Origin of the sequence: Kitasatospora sp. NPDC058406 (genome assembly GCF_042722765.1) — a bacterium.
Taxonomy (GTDB): Bacteria; Actinomycetota; Actinomycetes; order Streptomycetales; family Streptomycetaceae; genus Kitasatospora.
Genome location: NZ_JBHXKE010000075.1, coordinates 19,223 through 36,856, shown reverse-complemented (window position 1 = coordinate 36,856; position 17,634 = coordinate 19,223). Strand labels below are relative to the sequence as shown.

11 protein-coding genes are annotated in these 17,634 nt (G+C 72.2%); 9 read left to right on the top strand and 2 right to left on the bottom strand.

The genetic code is table 11. From position 1 onward, the window contains the following. Window positions 1–243 precede the first annotated feature (243 nt). The 4 genes from ACFWOG_RS17030 (at window position 244) to ACFWOG_RS17015 (ending at window position 5,985) form a co-directional block, all read left to right on the top strand. A complete protein-coding gene (locus tag ACFWOG_RS17030; protein WP_380359179.1) occupies window positions 244–1,155 on the top strand; it encodes a LysR family transcriptional regulator in 912 nt (303 codons plus the stop codon). A 237-nt stretch (window positions 1,156–1,392) separates the two neighbouring features. After that, entirely contained in the window at window positions 1,393–1,971 is a 579-nt protein-coding gene (locus ACFWOG_RS17025; protein ID WP_380359177.1) for a snapalysin family zinc-dependent metalloprotease, read from the top strand. A gap of 294 nt (window positions 1,972–2,265) precedes the next feature. After that, window positions 2,266–3,441: a cytochrome P450 gene (locus ACFWOG_RS17020; RefSeq protein ID WP_380359174.1), complete on the top strand. Its 1,176-nt coding sequence runs from the start codon at window positions 2,266–2,268 to the stop codon at window positions 3,439–3,441. A gap of 186 nt (window positions 3,442–3,627) precedes the next feature. Next, the gene (locus ACFWOG_RS17015) at window positions 3,628–5,985 is read left to right on the top strand and encodes an LPXTG cell wall anchor domain-containing protein (protein ID WP_380359171.1); all 2,358 of its coding nucleotides are present in this window, start codon (window positions 3,628–3,630) and stop codon (window positions 5,983–5,985) included. 104 nt (window positions 5,986–6,089) lie between these two features. Here ACFWOG_RS17015 and ACFWOG_RS17010 read toward each other — a convergent pair whose 3' ends face one another. Next, a complete protein-coding gene (locus ACFWOG_RS17010; protein WP_380359168.1) occupies window positions 6,090–7,457 on the bottom strand; it encodes an MFS transporter in 1,368 nt (455 codons plus the stop codon). A 624-nt stretch (window positions 7,458–8,081) separates the two neighbouring features. Here ACFWOG_RS17010 and ACFWOG_RS17005 point away from each other — a divergent pair. Continuing rightward, window positions 8,082–8,603, top strand: coding sequence for a TerD family protein (locus ACFWOG_RS17005; protein WP_380359165.1), 522 nt, complete (start codon window positions 8,082–8,084; stop codon window positions 8,601–8,603). A gap of 92 nt (window positions 8,604–8,695) precedes the next feature. Here ACFWOG_RS17005 and ACFWOG_RS17000 read toward each other — a convergent pair whose 3' ends face one another. Then, complete coding sequence (locus ACFWOG_RS17000; RefSeq protein ID WP_380359162.1) at window positions 8,696–9,643, bottom strand: helix-turn-helix transcriptional regulator; 948 nt, start codon at window positions 9,641–9,643, stop codon at window positions 8,696–8,698. A gap of 195 nt (window positions 9,644–9,838) precedes the next feature. On the opposite strand from ACFWOG_RS17000, the gene ACFWOG_RS16995 reads away from it, so the two are divergent. The 4 genes from ACFWOG_RS16995 to ACFWOG_RS16980 all read left to right on the top strand — a co-directional run bounded on the left by ACFWOG_RS16995 (window position 9,839) and on the right by ACFWOG_RS16980 (window position 17,584). Continuing rightward, window positions 9,839–10,783: an alpha/beta fold hydrolase gene (locus ACFWOG_RS16995; RefSeq protein ID WP_380359159.1), complete on the top strand. Its 945-nt coding sequence runs from the start codon at window positions 9,839–9,841 to the stop codon at window positions 10,781–10,783. Between the two features lie 181 nt (window positions 10,784–10,964). Continuing rightward, window positions 10,965–11,714: a MerR family transcriptional regulator gene (locus tag ACFWOG_RS16990; protein WP_380359156.1), complete on the top strand. Its 750-nt coding sequence runs from the start codon at window positions 10,965–10,967 to the stop codon at window positions 11,712–11,714. Then, window positions 11,711–12,394 (top strand): hypothetical protein, encoded by a 684-nt coding sequence (locus ACFWOG_RS16985; RefSeq protein WP_380359153.1) that lies wholly within the window; start codon window positions 11,711–11,713, stop codon window positions 12,392–12,394. Before ACFWOG_RS16990 ends, ACFWOG_RS16985 begins: the two co-directional genes overlap by 4 nt. A gap of 258 nt (window positions 12,395–12,652) precedes the next feature. Further along, complete coding sequence (locus ACFWOG_RS16980; protein WP_380359150.1) at window positions 12,653–17,584, top strand: RHS repeat-associated core domain-containing protein; 4,932 nt, start codon at window positions 12,653–12,655, stop codon at window positions 17,582–17,584. The last annotated feature ends 50 nt before the right edge of the window (window positions 17,585–17,634 follow it).

Here is a 17,634-nt window from a genome sequence, read left to right as displayed (position 1 = left end):
CTCCCCCGGCCCCCACTGCCCCGCCCGCCCGGCGGCCCCCCCCCCCCCCGGGGGGGGGGGCCCCCCCGCCCGCGGCCGGCCGGGGTCCCCCCCCCCCCCCCGCGCCGCCCTCCGCCGGTCGGGAGATGACGGACCGTCAGGTACGGACCAACGCCCCACACTTCACGCCCCACGTCTCACGTCCCGCGTTTCACGCCAGAACCGTGGACATGACATGGGGGCGTGAACTAGCCTCGCTCAGCCATGGAACTGGAACTGCGGCACCTCCGCATCCTGCTGGCGATCGCCGACGCGGGCAGTCTGAGCAGGGCAGCTGCCACCCTGATGCTCTCCCAGCCGGCGATGACCACCCAACTGCGCAGAATAGAAGCCTCGTTCGGCCAGCCCCTCTTCGAGCGTTCGGCTCGCGGGGTCACCCCCACACGGGCCGGTGAGCTCGTGATCCTGCATGCCCGTGACGCGGTGGCCAGCGCCGACCGGATTCGCGGCTGCCGTCTCCGGTCGGCGGTCGGCCTGGAGCCGGTGACGGTGGGCGGCAGCTCCGGCCCGTTCCTGGGTCATCTGGCGATCCACCTGCCGGCCGTCCTGAGCAACCCCGTGAGCTTCGTGCAGTGCGCGACCACGGGGGAGGCCATGAGCCGGGTCGCGGACCGGTCCATCGCCGCAGGGTGCCTGGTCGACCTGGAGGGCTTCGGCGCGGCGCCGCCCGACGGAGTCGTCGTCGACGTCATCGGACTCGAACCCGTGGTGGTCGTCCTCCCTGCCGGGCACCCCCTCGCCCGACAGAAGCGGGTCGACCTCGCGGGCCTCGCAGCCGAGACCTGGCTCCTCCCGCCCCACGATCCCGGCTGCGACGACTACGGGGCGCTGGTCGCGGCCTGCGGATCCGCCGGATTCGCGCCGTGCGTCTCACCGCTCCGCATCGGACAGGTGGGCATCCTGTGCGACCTGGTCACCCAGGGCGTCGGCCTCACCCTGCTGCAGGGATCGGCCAGAGCCCGGGAGGGCGTGGTCATGCGAAGACTCGCGGGCGACCCGCTCCTCGGAAGACACGTGCTGGCCCTGCACCGCGAGTCACCCCTCATCGGCGCCCGGTCGCTGCTGCTGGCCCTCGTCCGGGACGCCTTCGACGCCCGGTGCGTCAAGCCGGACTGACGCCCCGGAGGGAGAGCGGCTCGCCCACCACCCACGGGCTTCGAGTCCGTCTGCGGCAACCGCGACCGGGCGCCGTTGCCGGGAACGGGCGTAACACCCGCGTGCCGGCCGTCGATTTACTTGACAGTTCACCGCCAAATCTGGGGCGCCCGCCCCTTCGCGGAGGTGGCGATGCCCACCGCCCGCGCCACCCCCTCCCCTTCGTCCCGGGGAGACCGACCCCACGTAAGGACCGTCATGTCCCACTCGAAGTGGTTCACAGCCATCGGCACCGCCGCGGCCATCACCGTGATCATGGCGCCTGCGGCGCAGGCCGTGTCCACACCCGACGCCGCACGGACCGGCGCCGCCGCCGTGACCACCCTCTACTACGACGCCACCCGGGCCGCCGGCTGGGAGGCCGCCGTCTCGGCCGGCGTCGCCTCCTGGAACGCGAACACCAAGAACGTCAAGCTGGTGGCGGCCCGGCCCGGCACCCGCGCCGAGATCCAGATCGTCGCCACCACCGGCTGGCCGCAGGCCACGCTGGGACCGGTCCGTCCGGGCGGCCAGGCCCGGGTGGAACTCGGGAGCCAGGCGGTCACCGAGGGCCACGACAAGACCCGCATCGCCGCCCACGAGATCGGCCACAACCTCGGCCTGCCGGACACCAAGCCCGGACCGTGCTCCCAGTTGATGTCGGGCTCCAGCGCCGGCACCACCTGCAAGAGCGCCGTCCCCAACGCGGCCGAGCGGTCCCGGGTCGAGTCCGCCTACGCCGGCCGCACCGCCGCGCACGACCCGGCGGAAGGCCACCTGCTGGTCGACGCGTCCTGACCGTGCGGCGGCGAGGGCAGCGCCCACTGTCCTCGCCGCCCCGGACCGGGTGCGGGGCCGGTGCGCCGCGATGCCCGGCACACCGGCCGACGCCGATCGACCTCCCTCGTGATCCTCCACGTGCCCGACAGTCACACGGCTCCGCGGAAAGGCGACTGACGCACCACCCGCCCGGCCCGCCCCTTCGCGCCGAGGCCACCTGGCTACGCTCGACCGCACGGGCGTACGCCGCAGGCCACGTCGTCCGGACCACCCCGCACGAGGCACGACAGTCGAAACGGCACAGGGACGAGCATGAGCAACCCACTGCAGGACCCCGGCTTCCTCCGGAACCCGTACCCCGTCTTCGCGGCACTCCGAGGCACCTCACCGGTCCTGAGGATGCCCGGCGGAGGAGGGAGGCCGAGCTACCTCGTCACCGGCTACGCCGAAGCCAGGGAGGCGTTCACCGACCCGCGGCTGTCCAAGGACACAGCGACCTTCTTCGCCGGCAAGGGCACCGGACGCACCCTGCACCCCGCCGTGTCCCGGAGCATGCTGGCCACCGATCCACCCCGGCACACACGACTGCGGAGCCTGGTGACGAAGGCGTTCACGCCGGGCGCCGTCGCGCGGCTCCGCCCGTACATCGCCCGCGTGACGGACGAGTTGCTCGACGCGTGGGTGCCCGGCGAAGTGTCCGACGCCGTCGAGAGCCTCGCCGTCCCGCTGCCGGTCACCGTCATCTGCCGACTGCTGGGGGTTCCCGACGCCGACCGCGCGGCGGTGCGCACCTGGTCCGAGGAGCTCTTCGCGGCCGGACAGCCCCAACGGATCGACGCCGCCTCGCACGCCGTCGCCGGCTACATGGCCGACCTCGTCGAAGCCAAGCGCCGCACCCCCGACGACAGCCTGCTCCACGACCTGATCCGTGCCCGCGACGGCGAGGACCGGCTCGGCGAGGACGAGCTCGTCTCCCTCGCGGTGCTCCTTCTCGTGGCCGGGCACGAGACCACCGCCAACCTGATCGGCAACGGACTCCTCGCCCTGTTGCAGGCCCCGAATGCGTTGCACCGCCTGCGAGATGAGCCGGCGCTGGTGAGCAGCGCCGTGGACGAGCTCCTCCGGCTCGACTCCCCCGTGAGCACGGCCACCTTCCGGTTCACCACCGAGGACGTCCGCCTCGGCGGCACCGAGATCCCCGCAGGATCCCCGGTGCTCATCGCGCCCGGCGCCGCCAACCACGACCCCGCGCGCTTCCCCGCCCCGGACCGGTTCGACCTCGACCGGGACACCAAGGGGCATCTCGCCTTCGGGCACGGCATCCACCGGTGCCTCGGAGCACCCCTCGCCCGCGCCGAGGGTGAGATCGTGTTCCGGGCCCTCGCCACGCGCTTCCCCCTGCTCCGTCTCGCCGTGCCCGCCGGGGAGTTGGAGTGGCGGAACACGAGGCTGGTGCGGGGCCCGGTCTCCCTGCCGGTGCTGCCGTGACCGTGCCTCACGCGCCGGCTCCGCCCGCTGCCTGCTCATCGCCCACCGCCCACCGCCCACGCCCCGGGCCATCCGGCTACTGGTGTTGACCCGGGCGGGTGAAGGTCCCCTCCGCCAGGCATCGGAGCCGGTCAGCGAAGGTACGAGGTCCTGCTGTTCGTGTCGCCTCCCGACAGCGAGGTTCCCGTGTCACCTGTCCGACAACGGCGGCTGCGTCCGCCGCACGTCCTGTCCGCGTTGCTGGCGGTGGCGCTCGGTACGGGCGCCGCCTCGCTGGCCGTCACCTCCCCGGCCGCCTCCGCGGGGACCCCGAGGGCCGGAGCCGTCCGGGCGGACTCGAAGCCGGTGCCCGAAGCGGCCGAGCCGAAGCCCCGGGGGGCCGGGACGCAGCGCCCGATCGGCCCCGACCCGGTGGTCGACCTGCTGGCGCACGGCAACCTGACGATGGCCTCCAACTCGGTTCTGACCTGCGACGACAGCGACGGCTCGGTCTGCAACGACACCGAGGGCACCAACAACGGCCGCACCAAGTTCGTGAAGACCGACCCGAACGCGCCCGGTGACAACGCGTCCTCCGCGCAGCTGGTGATCCCGGCCGGGGCGGAGGTCCTGTCGGCCCGCCTGTACTGGCAGTTCAACCCGACCAACACCAGTACCGCGGGCGGCACCTCCGGAGACATCAACACCGGCAACCTGGTGTCCTGGAAGGTCCCGGGCGGCACCTCCTACGAGCAGCTCACCGCCGACACCTACGACTGGTTCGACCAGCAGGTGGGCGGTACCCCGCCGGAGCCGCTGCTCGCCGGTGCGGGCGTGAAGGACGTCACCTCCCAGGTGAAGGCCGCCGGCCCGGGCAGCTACACCGTCGCGGACATCCAGGCGTGCGCCGGACGCTCCTCCGCCCAGAACTCCGGTGGCAACAACGTGGGCTGCTGGGGCGGCTGGTCACTGGTGGTGGCCTACCAGAACCAGGCGGACCCGCTGCGCTACCTCCAGGTCTGGGACGGCTTCCAACTGCTGCGCTCCCCCGACAACCTGGCCACGCTCACCCTCGCCGGCATCCGCACGCCCGCGACCGCCCCGCCGGCCACCATGGGCGTCACCGTCGGCGACGGCGACGTACCGATCGCGGGAGACCAGCTGCTGGTGGGCGCCGCGGCCGACAGCCTCACCCTGCTGCCGATGCCCGGTCCCACCGGCGTCGCCACCGACAACGCCTTCACCAGCCGGATCGACACGGTCAACGCCGACGGCACCGGTGCGAACCTCACCACCCGCGACCCCGCGCCGGTCAACAACTACGGCTACGACGCCCGGACGATCGACGTCACCGGCAAGATCCCCGCCAACAGCGCCCAGGCCGTGCTCCGGATCAACGGCGCGGGCGACGCACTGCACCCGCAGGCGGTCTGGCTCGCCGTCGACGCCCTCGAACCGGACCTGCAGATCACCAAGGCCAACACCCCGCCCGGCAACCCGAACGACAACCCGCCCGGCCTGGTCGGCCCCGGCGAGACCATCACCTACACCTTCGCCGTCGCGAACCGCCACCAGGACGGCACCACCGCCGACCTCGACACCGCGACCGGCGTCACCGTGACCGACCCGATCCCGGCCGGCACCACCTTCGTCCCCGGCTCCAACCCCGCCTGCCAGGCGAGCGGACAGACCGTCACCTGCACGGTCCCCGACCTGGCCCCGGGCGCCGAGGCCAACGTCACCTTCCAGGTCACCGTCGACGCGGCGGCCGCCGTCGGCACCCACCTCGACGACACGGCCACCCTCCGCTTCCAGGGCAACCAGACCCAGCGCGTCCAGGAGCGCACCAGCAACACCGTGCGCAACACCGTCGCCGCCGTGCCCGGCTACACCGTCGTCAAGTCCTCCGACCCCGCCACCGCCAAGCCCGGCGACACCGTCCGCTACCGGATCCGGGCGACCAACACCAGCCGGAGCGACGCCCCCGGCGTCACCCTGACCGACGACCTGTCCGGCGTACTGAACTCCGCCGCCTACAACAACGACGCCACTGCGGATTCCGGCCGGGTGCAGTTCGCCGGCACCGCCCTGACCTGGACCGGGGACCTGCCCGTCGGGGCCACCGTGACCATCGACTACTCCGTCACCGTACGCTCCCCGCTGGCCGCCGACGTGGTGCTGCGCAACACCGTCGCCTCCGACAGCTACCCGAACAACTGCCGTCCCGGCTCCACCGACGCGCGCTGCCGCGCCGAGGTCCCGGTGACCGGCCCGAGTCCCAGCCCGAGCCCCAGCCCGACGTCCTCACCGAGCCCGACGTCCTCACCCAGCCCCAGCGCCGGCGCCAGCCCGACCGCTTCGCCGAGCCCCGGCCCGACCACGAGCCCCGGCCCGGTGCCCGGCAAGAGCCCGACCCACGTCCCCCCGCCCCGCCCCGACCACGGCGGCCACCTGCCTCAGACCGGCAGCAACGCGGCCAGGGTCCTGCCCCTCGTCGGCCTCGCCGCGCTCGGCACCGTCGCGGTGGGAGCGCTCCTGTTGCTGAGGAGCCGGCGCACCCGCTGACTCCCGCACCTGCGCAATGCCACGGCCGCGCCCACGCCTCCCGCGTGGGCGCGGCCCCGTGCTGCCGGACGGGCCGCGGGGCCGGGACCAGCAGCCGGCCGGAGTCACGGTCGGGGCCGGGTCCCGGCCCGGGTCGGTGCGGTGGGGGCGGTGCGAGGGAGCCGGACGGCTGCGGCGAGGCCGATGAGGGCGGCGAGGGCGAGGGTGGCCATGGCGGCGGCGTAGGCGTTCTGGGTGAGGTTGGCGACGAGGATGGTGCCTGCGACGGCGGTGCCGAAGGAGGAGCCGAGGTTGGAGATGCTCCGGGACAGGCCGGAGATCTCGCCCTGCTGGTCCTCGGGGAAGGCGGACTGGACCATGTTCACGGAGGGGGTGAGCATGACGCCGAGGCCGAGGCCGATCAGCAGCAGCCCGGGGGCGAACGCCCAGGCGCCGGGTCGGCCGGCGACCAGGGCCAGCAGGAGGGCGATGCCGAACACGGCGAGGGCGAACCCGCTGATGATCAGGGTCCGTTGGGGGAAGCGCCTGGCGAGGCGTTCCGCGGCGAGGGAGGAGGCGAGCACGCCGAGGGTGGCGGCGGTGAAGATGACGCCGGTCTCGATGGCGTCGTAGCCGCGGACGACCTGCAGGTAGGTGGCGACGGTGAACGAGGTACCCATGAGGAGCAGCCACTGGGCGTTCTGGGTGACCAGGCCGAGGTTGGCCGTGCGGTTGCGGAAGAGGCTGGTGGACAGCAGTGGTTCCACCCCGGCGCGCTCCTCGCCGCGGATCCAGTGCAGGAACCAGCCCAGGACGAGGGCGCCGGCGGTGATCAGGCCGAGAGTCAGCCACAGGTTGTCGTCGGCGGCGAGGATGCCCGTGACGATCAGGACCAGCCCGCCCGCGGACAGGACGGCGCCGCGCACGTCGAAGTGGCGATCGGGGTCGGCGGGGAGCGGGTCGGCGATGTTTCGGCTCAGTGCGATGATCACCGCGACCACCAGGGCCTGGAAGACGAACGCGGCGCGCCAGCTGATCGCGGAGGTGATCAGGCCGCCGATCAGCGGGCCCGCGGCCGCACCGACGCCGCCGGCCGCCATGATGACCCCGAATGCGCGGGCGCGGGAGGTCAGGTCGGGGTACAGCAGCGTGGTGAGGATGTAGACGGGGGGAATGAGCAGGGCGGTGCCGACGCCTTCGAGGAGCGAGTTGCCGAGGATCAGCACGCCGAGTCCGGGGGCTACCGCGCTGAGGAGCGCGCCGACGCCGTAGACCGTGAGGCCCGCGAGGAAGCAGCGCTTGCGGCCGAACCGGTCGGTCGCCTTGCCGCCCGGGATCATCAACGCGGCCATGACGAGCAGGAACACGGTGATCGCGACCTGCACACCCTGCACGGTGGTGTCCAGGTCGTGGCTGATGTCGTTGATCATCACGTTCATGTTGGAGCCCGCGAAGCTGCAGATGAACTGCGCCAGCGCGAGTGGTGCCAGCATGCGTGAGCCGGCACCCGACCGGGCAGGACGGGCGTGTTCGCCGGCGGCGGGATCCTCGGTCACGGGAGCTGGCCTCTTTTCACGGCGGAAGGATCAGGCGCCCGACAGCGTCTCTCCATGGCACCGCCAAACTCGGCCCGCCGCATCCGGAACGGCGGCCCCGCACCTGCGGGCCGTCGCCGCGGCGGGTAATCCGCCGGGCGCTCCCTGCTCCCCCGGGCCGTCGGGCGTCGGGCCGCCGGGCCGCCGGGCCGCCGCGGGATCCGTGGAGCGGCTGCGCGCCGCCCGCGACCGCAACGCCGGACCCGCGGTCGGATTCGGCCCGTGGGCGGCGACCGGCACCGCGGTGGTCCGGGCCGGAGCTGCCTTCGAGATCTACCGCCACCTCGTGCCCGGCTCCGTCGGCCGCGCCGCCCGGCTCCTCGGCCTCCGCCTCGCCGCCCGACCACGCGGAGGCCCTGCCCCTGGGCCGGGTCCGCGCGGGTCGGACGGTCAGCCGGGCCCGAGGTTCGCCCGCGCGAAGCTCACTTCCTGTCAATCACATGTCAGTACACTGTCGTTGCCCACCATCGGGTGGGTACTCCATGGCGCCGTGGGTCGGTGTGACGACGAAGGGAGAGTCCGGTGAGCAGTCTCAACAAGGGTCTGGAGCGGATCGAAGTAGGCCTGTTGTGGGATCCGAGCCCAGCCGGCTCGGCACGTCACGATCTGGACCTCGTCGCCGCGACGTACACCGCCGACGCCCCGTCCGTCGCCCCCTCCTACCTGGTCCACTTCGACAGCCGCGCTCCCGACGGCACCATCACACTCACCAGGGACAGCCGCGACGGCAAGGGCCTCGGCGTCGACGAGCGCCTGGTCCTGGAGCTCGACCGTCTGGCGGACCGCTACCGCCGGGTTGTCGTGGGCGTCGCCATCCAGCAGAACGCCGGCCGGCTGACGTTCGGGGACATAGCGAACCCCGTGCTGAAGATCCGGAACGGGCGCGACGAGTTCGCGGTCGTGGACTTCTCCGGCACCGGTGAGGCCACGGCGGCGAGGGTCGCGGAGTTCGTCCGGGACAGCTCAGGGGTCTGGGGATTCCGGCCCGGGGTCCACGGCTTCGACGCCGATCCGGCGACCTTCGCGAGGATCATGGGCACCTGAAGCCTGCCGCAGCAGGCTGGGGCGGGTAGGCCGGGATTCTGTCCGAGCCGTACGAGTCGGTACCGCCCGCCGGCCGGCGCCGCATCAGGGTCTCAGCCGTACCGCTCGACGAGCGCGCTGCCGATCGAGGCCAGGCGGTCCCGCACACCCGGAGGGCCGGTCACGTCGAGCCATTCGACCAGTCCGGCGAGCTCGCCGGCGAGCGCGTACTCGTTGTAGCCGCGGATCACGACCTCGACGCGGCCGTCGGTCGTGGAACCTCCCACGACGAGCCGAGGGCCGAGCATCATTCGGAGCAGGCCCATCCCGTCGGGCGCGCACACCGCCTGGATCTCCAGGGGCGTCCGCCTGCGGTCGACCTCGTCGGCGATCTCGCGCCAGCTCGCGGCGAGGTCGAAGTCCGCGGGTCGCCGCGCGGGATCGCCGGTCGGGTCGACGGAGGACACGCGGTCGATCCGGAAGGTCCGCCGGCCGGCCCCGGTGTCGGCGACGAGGTACCACGACGGACCTTTGGCCACGATGCCCAGCGGGTGGACGGTCCTCGCGGTTTCGGCGCCCTTGCCGTCGACGTAGCCGAGCCGCACCTGGACGCCTCGGATCACCGCGTCCTGGAGCTCGTCGAGGAAGCGGGCCGGCCGGTGCTTGACCGGGCTCGACCCCCATCGTTGCGGGTCCATGACCAGCGACGACGCCGCGGCCTCGGCCTGCACCCGGAAGGGCTCCGGCAGGGCGTGGACGAGCTTGCGCAGAGCCGCTCTCACGGCCGGCGTCGCGGCCGAGGCCTGGCCCGCGACCAGGAACAGCGCACGGGCCTCACCCGCGGTCAACCCGGACAGGTCGGTGCGGGCGCCGCCCACGAGGCGCCAGCCGCCGCCCCGGCCCTGCACGGAGTACACGGGCACCCCGGCCGTGGCCAGGGCGTCGAGGTCGCGGCGGGCGGTGCGCTCGGACACCTCCAGCTCTCGGGCGACCTCCGCCGCTGTCACCTGCTCGCGCCGTTGCAGCAGGAGGAGGACGGCCACCAGCCGGTCGGTTCGCACGCCGGCAACACTTCCACACAAAACCGGTCATGGGGTGACCGGGTTCGTCGGCAGGATGGCGACATGGCCTCAGGGGCGAGTCGTACCACCCGCGACCGTGTCGGCCCCCGGCCTGCCGGGGCTGCACCGGCGCCGTCGTCGGGAACCTTCGCCGCCTGATCGTCCCGAATCCCGAAAAGATGAGGAAGAAATTCAGTGTTCAATCCATCCGATTTCCCCGAGCCCACCGTTGTTCCGGTCAACGGCGTGGAGCTCGAAGTTTTCGAAGCAGGTCGACAGAATGCCGGAAAGCCCATCGTGCTCTGCCACGGCTGGCCGGAGCACGCCTTTTCCTGGCGCCACCAGGTGCCCGCCCTCGTCGCAGAGGGATACCACGTCATCGTCCCGAACCAGCGGGGTTACGGCAATTCGTCCCGCCCGGCCGACGTCACGGACTACGACCTTGCACACCTGTCGGGTGATCTCGTCGGACTTCTCGATCACTACGGGTACGAGGACGCCACCTTTGTCGGTCATGACTGGGGTGCCATGGTCGTCTGGGGACTGGCCCTGCTGCATCCGGACCGTGTGAATAAGGTGATCAACCTGAGCCTGCCCTACCAGGAGCGCGGAGAAAGGCCCTGGATCGAGTCCATGGAGGAGGTACTCGGCGGCGACTTCTATTTCGTCCACTTCAATCGGCAGCCGGGCGTCGCGGACGCCGTGTTCGAAGAGAACACCTTCCAGTTCCTTCGCAACATCTACCGGAAGAACGAGCCCCCCAGGGAGCCTCGGCCGGGTATGGCACTGATCGATCTCGCCAGGGCGGAGAAGCCGCTCGGTGAGCCCGTGATGAGCGACGGCGAACTGGCTGTCTTCGTCTCCGCCTTCGAATCGGCGGGGTTCACGGGCAGTGTGAACTGGTACCGGAACCTCGACCGCAACTGGCGCTTGCTGGCGGACGTGGACCCGATCGTCCGGCAGCCCACACTCATGATCTACGGCGACCGGGACACGGTACGCAGGTCCGAGAACCTGGCCGAGTTCGTGCCCCAGGTGGACGTGGTCAGCCTGGACTGCGGCCACTGGATCCAGCAGGAGAAGCCGGTCGAGACGAACCGGGCGATCTCGGAATGGCTGAGGCGGCACGAGAGGGCCTGAGGATCCGTCCGGTCGATCATGTGATTCTCCGGGCCGGTCCTTCTCCTGAGCGGCTCGTCGAACCAAAGGCCGGAGTCGTCGGGACGAACGGAAGAGTTCGCCGACGGACCGACGCGGCCGGGTCGGGGGCAGGCGCGCCTGTCCTTGACCTTGCCGCAACGTCATGGTTTTCACTGGGTTCATGAGAATCGGCGAAGTCGCGGCGCTGGTCGGGGTCACCCCGCGGGCCGTACGGCACTACCACCATCTGGGGCTGCTGCCCGAACCCCTGAGACGCAGCAACGGGTACCGCGAGTACGGCATACGGGACGCCGTCCTGCTCGCCCGGATCCGTCGGCTGACCGAGCTCGGAGTCGGACTCGACGAGGTCAGGGACGTCCTGGCGGACGCCGAAGGCCATGACCTGAGAGAGGTCCTGGAGGAGCTGGACGCCGACCTGGCACGGCAGGAGGCCCTCCTGCGGGAGCGACGGTCGCGGCTGGCCGCGCTGCTGGTTCAGGCGCAGGAGGGGTCCCTGCTCCCCGGGGGACCGGTCTCGCCGGAGCTCGCCGGTCTGCTGGCCTCGCTCGGCGGCGCCGATGACTCGCCCGCGGCCGCGAAGGACCGCGAGCACCTGGCGTTCCTCGACGCCGCGACCCCGGAGGAACGGCGGGTGTCGCTGATGGCGGCGCTGCAGGAGATGTCCGAGCACGCGGGACAGGTCTACGGCCTGCTGGACGACCTCGTCGGTCAGGCGCCGGACAGTCCGCAGGTGGCACGGGCGGCCGAAGCGTTGGCGGCTCTTCTGCCCGACAATCTGGCGGCGCACGTTCCCGGCGCAGGCGCGTGGGGCCCGGCCGGGGCCCTCTACGAGGACCTGGCCCCGGCCCAGGCCGCGGCCGTGCACCGCGCGCTCGGACTCCTCAAGCGACGCCAGGGAGAGTCCGCATGACCTCCACGCCCCCGGCGCCCCGGCCGCAGCCCGCCGGCACCGCGCCACCGAAGCGCCCACGGATCGTTCCGGTACCCGTGCTGCGCGTCCTCGCACACGAGCGACGTGTCATGGAGAGCCTGGTCCGGTGGGTCACCCGCCGGCCGCACGGCACCGACGGAGCCGACGCGGTCTTCACCCACGGCCGGGACCAGGCCACGACCATGTACGCCCTCACCTTCGCCTGTGTGGTCGAGACCGGCGCCCTGTCCCTCCTCCTCGCCGGCCTACCCGTCCTCCACGCCGTCCTCCTGGTGGTCGACGTCTACACCGTGCTGTTCATCCTCGGGCTGCACGCCGCCTCCCGCACCCGGCCGCACGTCCTCGCCGGCCGCACCCTGCGGATCCGGCAGGCGGCCGGCGTCGACATCCGCCTCCCCCTCGACCGGATCGCCTCCGTCCGCCGCGACACCCGCTTCACCCACGAGAAGAAGGACGGCGAACTCAACCTCCCCATCGCCTCACAGACCTCCGTCACACTCGAACTCACCGAACCGGTCGACGCACCGACCTTCCTCGGCGCGCGCCGCCTCGTGACGGTGATCAGGCTGCACGCGGACGACCCACAGGCCCTCCACGACGCCGTCACGCGAGTACGGTTCACGCCCGGACCGGGCCCGGAGGCAGCCTCGCAGACCTGACCCGGGTCCGGGTCCGGGTACGGGTACGGGTCCGGTCCGGCAGGACCGCCGCCCTGCCCGCGGGCCCCGATGGCCCCTTGGTCCCCTCAAGTCTGTTGTCCTGTAAGGGAATCAGCCATTCTGCGTGTCCGCACCACACGTGAGCATCGGAGCCGTCAGTCTGGTGAGAGGTTGAGGGGGCCGGCGCCCGGGCCCTGTCCGCCCGTTCCTCCCTGTCCTCCCGTTCCGCCCTGTCCGCCTCTGCCGGAAGTGTTCTTCATGAGTTCACCGCCGTCGTTCTACTCACAGGCCGGAAACTTCGGGAGTGCGGTCGCGGGGGGTGTGGATCCGCGGACCGGACTGTTCAACGTGCGGATCTCGTTGGGGAATCTGGTCGGCAACCGCAATCTCGGGCCGTCGCTGCCGCTGGTACTGGGCTACTCACCGCTCAACGGCACCGATGCGGGCCTGGGGCGGGGCGTCTCGCTGGGGTTGACCGCCTACGACCGGGACAACCGGCTGCTGGTCCTGGCCTCCGGAGAGCAGTACAAGGTCCAGGAGACCGACAGCACGGTCGTCCTGAGGCAGAAGAAGCTGGACACGGTGCGCGTCACCAAGGACCGGGACGCGTACCGCCTGGTGCACAAGTCCGGCGACGTGGAGATCCTCACCGGGCCGCGGAACGCGTTCGGCCTCAAGGTGCCCACCACGCTGCTGACGCCCGCCGGGCACGCCCTCGGCCTGACCTGGGACTTCGGCCACGGCTCGGTGCCGCGTCTCAAGGCGGTGAACGACGAGAACGACACCCTGCTGACCGTGGACTACACCGGGAGCGCCAAGGCCACCCTGACGGTGCTGCCGGGGCACTCCGAGGGGTACCGCGTGGAACTGCGCTTCCAGGAAGGCCTGTTGTCGAGCGTGCACCACTTCGGGCTCGGCGCGGACGCGCCGCTGGTCTGGAGCTTCAGCTCCGAACCGGTGGGCCGGCAGGGGGCGTGGGGTTCCTGGATCACCCGGGTCGGCATGCCCGGCGGAATGTCCGAGACCGTCTCCTACTCCCAGGGCGGGACGGGTCACCGGTTCCCGGACTCCGCCGGACTGCCGGCCCTGCCCTACGTGACGCGGTACGTCCGCAGACCGGGCGGCGACCAGCCGCAGACCGAGGTGGACTACAGCTACACCGACAACAACTTCCTCGGCGGCCGCTCCGGTGCTGCCTGGAATTCCGACCTCGACAGTCTCTACGGGGCCCTGACCGGCTACACCTACGGTTCCACCGAGTCGGTCACCACCGGGGGCCGCACCACGAGGACCACCCGCACCTTCAACACCTACCACCTGCAGACGGACGAGACGACGAGCCGCAACGGCTGTTCCCGGCAGGTTCGCACCGACTACCACGCGGTCGTCGGCCGGCGGTTCGAGCAGCAGGACGACCGCTTCCAGCTCCCGAAGACCCGCACCGTCACCTGGACCGACCCGGACGGCCGATCACGCGCCGAGGTCACACAGACCGACTTCGACGACGCCGGCAACCCGCGCAGCCGCACCGATCCCGACGGGACCCGGACCGACTGGGAGTTCTACCCCACGGGCGGCAGCGGATCGGACTGCCCGCCCGATCCCCACGGATTCACCCGGTGGCTCAGGGCCGTCACGCACACGCCGCCGGGCACCGGGTTCGACGCACCCGCCGTCAGGACGTCCTACTCCTACACCTCGTACGCGACACCGGACGCGCGGGTGCCCACCGCGGTGGTGAAGTCCTCGGAACGGCACTACGCCGACGGCCGGCTCCTGCGGAGGGAGGACCTCGCCTACGGCACCTCGGGCCCGGAGTTCGGACGCATCACCGCGCTGGCCGAAGTCGAGTTCCCGGACGGCGAGGGCGGCGACTCCTACACCGCGTCCCACGCCTTCACCTTCCGGACGGACGGTGAGGCGCTGGTCCAGACGCACCGTCTGACGACCCACGACCGGTTGACGACGATGCGCTCGCAGCGACGCTCGCGGTTCACCGGGCGCCTGTGGTCGGCCACCGATCCGCAGGGCAACACCGTGACCACGAGCTACGACGGCCTGGGCCGTACGCTGACCCGCACCACCCACCCGGGCACCCCGTACGAGGCGACCGAGACCCACACCTACGAGGTGGGGACCTCCGCCCCGTTCGTCACGACATCCACGGACCCGCTGGGCAACCAGCGGCGCGTCAGCTTCGACGGCGCCGGGCGGCCGGTCGTCGGCGAGCGCCGGCACACCGGCGGCGACGGCACCTGGCAGGTCGTCCAGCGCGTGAGCTACGACGAACTGGGCCGCACGGCATCGGAGTCGGTGACGGACCACCTTCCCGACGGCGGCGGCAGAGCGGCCGAGCTGACCCGGATCCTGTCCTACGACGACTGGGGCCGGCTGTCGGCAATCGCCTGCGACGACGGCACCGGCCGGCTCACCCGGATCGACCCGGTCTCGCTGACGGCCACGGTCCAGCAACTGGGCGGCGGAAGCCCGGTGTCCGGAACGGGGGTGACCACCTTCAACACGCGGGGCGAGCCGGTGGCGACGGAGCGGTTCGACCTCAAGGGCGCCCCCTCCGGACGGCGCACACTGGAGCACGACGGCCGGGGCCGGCTGCGCCGCGAGACCGACGAGCTGGGGAACACCACGCAGTACGACTACGACATGCGCGGCCGGCTCACCCGCACCACCCTGCCCGACGGCACGGCCGTCACCCGCGCCTACGCACCGTTCTCCTCCGGCGGCCTCGCCACGACGCTCACCGTGGCCGGAATCCCCTACGGCGCGCAGACCTTCGACGGCCTGGGCCGACTGACCGGTACCAGCTCCGGCGGACGCACCTGGTCCTACCGGTACGCCCACGACAGCGACCCCCTCCCCACCCAGGTCACCACCCCCGACCAGCGGCAGATCACCTACGCCTTCGTCCCCCAACTCGGCAACGCCGTCTCCCGGGTCCAGGCCGACTCCCTCACCCAGAGCCTCGGGCACGACCCCGTCTCCGGCTTCCTGACGAGCGCGCAGGAGGCCGACGTCACGGTGACGCGCGACTACACCCCCGCCGGCCTGCCCCGCACCGAGACCACCACCCGATCCGGCGGTCCCGGCGTCACCGCGCGATGGACCTTCACGCCCGGCGGCCTGGAAACCGGCTACACCGGAGTGGACGGCACCGCCCGGCAGACCCTGCGGGACACCTTCGGCCGGATCACCGCCATCACCGACCCGGCGATGGGCGTGTCGGTGAGCTACGGCTCCGACGGCCGACCGACCTCGTGGACCGTCAGGGACCCGCAGTCCGGGTACACCCTGACCACCACGCTCACGCTGGACGACTTCGGCCGCGAGGTGACGCGCTCGACCCGGGACAGCCGGGGCCGCACCTGGTCGCTCACCCAGCAGTGGCTGGACAACGACCTCCTCGCCCGCAGGACGTCCACCTCCGGCACGACGCTGCTGCGCGACGAGACCTTCGGCTACGACGGCCGCAACCGGCTCACCGCCTACACCTGCGCCGGACCGACGCCCCCGACCGACGCCCAGGGCAACGGGATCACCGCGCAGACCTTCGACCACGACGCCTTCGGCAACGTCACCCGGTGCCGGTCGCAGTACGCCGACGGCTCCGACGGCTCCGACACCGCGACCTACCTGTACGAGAACCCGTCCGACCCGTGCCAGCTCACCGGCATCACCCACACCGGCGGCACCCACCCGCCCCGGATCACCCTGGCCTACGACGCGGCCGGGCGCCTGATCACGGACCGGGCCGGGCGCACGCTCGCCTACGACCCGCTCGGCCGCCTGCGCTCGACGGGCCCGGCGAACGAGTACGGCTACGACCCGCTCAACCGGCTGCTCACCCAGCGGACCGACGGCCACACCACCGTCCTCCACTACCGAGGCGAATCCCTCGCCGCCGTCACCGAGGACGGCCGGCCCGCCCGCCTCCTGCAGCTCGGCAACGGCGCCTACGTGGCCCAGTCGCGCGACGGACGCACCCGGCTGCTCACGACGGACGGCGCCGGCACCGTCCACCTGGCGGCCGGCGCCGAGGGCCAGGAACCGTACGCCCGCACCCCTTACGGCGAACGGCCGGTGGGCGGCGCCGACAGCCTGCTGGGCTTCACCGGCCAGCGGAGCGACCCGATGACCGGCTGGTACCACCTCGGCAACGGGGCCCGCGCCTACGATCCCGTCCTCCTGCGGTTCACCACCCCCGACACCCTGAGCCCCTTCGGTGCGGGCGGCGTCAACCCCTACGCGTACTGCGCGGGCGACCCCGTCAACCGGGTCGACCCGTCGGGCCACCTGAGCTGGCAGGCCTGGCTCGGCATCGGCCTGGGCATCGCGGGCCTCGCCCTGGCCGCCGTCACCGGCGGCATGGCCATCGTCGCCGCCGGCGGGGTGATGGCCGCGATCAGCGCCGCCTCCACCACCACCCTGGTCGTCGGCACGCTCGGCGTCGCCTCCGACGTCACCGCCATCGCGAGCGGTGCCCTCGAAACCGCCTCCCCCAAGGCCTCGGCCGTCCTCGGCTGGGTCTCGCTCGGCACCGGGGCGGCCGGGCTGGCCGAAGGCGGCGCGCGCCTGGCCCGCCTCGGGGCCGAGCGCGCCCCGGGCTTCGCCGAGGAGGCCGCACGCGGCTTCGGAGGGCCGGCGAAGAGGAAGGCCACGCTCGGTCTGAAGCTCGCGAAGACCGATCCCGAGCTCCACGGCCTGCCGGTCGTCCTACCGGACAAGACCCCCTGGGACATGTTCGTCATCGAGAACCGCAACGGTGCGAGGGTCTGGGTCAGCGAAGGCGAGGTCGACGGAGTCATGGTCAGGAGGGCTGCCCTGAACGCGGTGGCGCGCGGCAAAAAGGTCGACATTCTCAGCGGAACACACGGCGCCGAGCTCGGGGAGCGCACCGGCACGGAAGCGAAAGCGGAGTTCTACCACCAGGACGTCGGCGGCAGGCCGCACGCGGCCACGGGGCAGGAGAGCCTCTGGTCGCCGAACGTGTACGTGCACAACACGCCCCGCCTGTCGTTCGACCGGATCGGGGAGATCCTGCGAGGCGACTCCAGTCACGAAATCATCGTGGGCTTCTGCTGCAGCCGCAACGACGACGCCGTCCGGGAGTTCCTCGGCCTGGACGCCGGCTACTCGTACTCGCCACGTTTCGCCGAATTCCACACGGCGCTCTGAGACCCTGCCGCACGCCGCCGCACCATCTCGGACGAACGAAGGAGACCACG

Bases quoted from the DNA above. Each gene is read 5' to 3' on its own strand.
- ACFWOG_RS16985 (WP_380359153.1), top strand. From the start codon at position 11,711: ATGACCTCCACGCCCCCGGCGCCCCGGCCGCAGCCCGCCGGCACCGCG.
- ACFWOG_RS17025 (WP_380359177.1), top strand. From the start codon at position 1,393: ATGTCCCACTCGAAGTGGTTCACAGCCATCGGCACCGCCGCGGCCATC.
- ACFWOG_RS16980 (WP_380359150.1), top strand. From the start codon at position 12,653: ATGAGTTCACCGCCGTCGTTCTACTCACAGGCCGGAAACTTCGGGAGT.
- ACFWOG_RS17010 (WP_380359168.1), bottom strand. From the start codon at position 7,457: ATGCTGGCACCACTCGCGCTGGCGCAGTTCATCTGCAGCTTCGCGGGC.
- ACFWOG_RS17020 (WP_380359174.1), top strand. From the start codon at position 2,266: ATGAGCAACCCACTGCAGGACCCCGGCTTCCTCCGGAACCCGTACCCC.
- ACFWOG_RS16990 (WP_380359156.1), top strand. From the start codon at position 10,965: ATGAGAATCGGCGAAGTCGCGGCGCTGGTCGGGGTCACCCCGCGGGCC.
- ACFWOG_RS17030 (WP_380359179.1), top strand. From the start codon at position 244: ATGGAACTGGAACTGCGGCACCTCCGCATCCTGCTGGCGATCGCCGAC.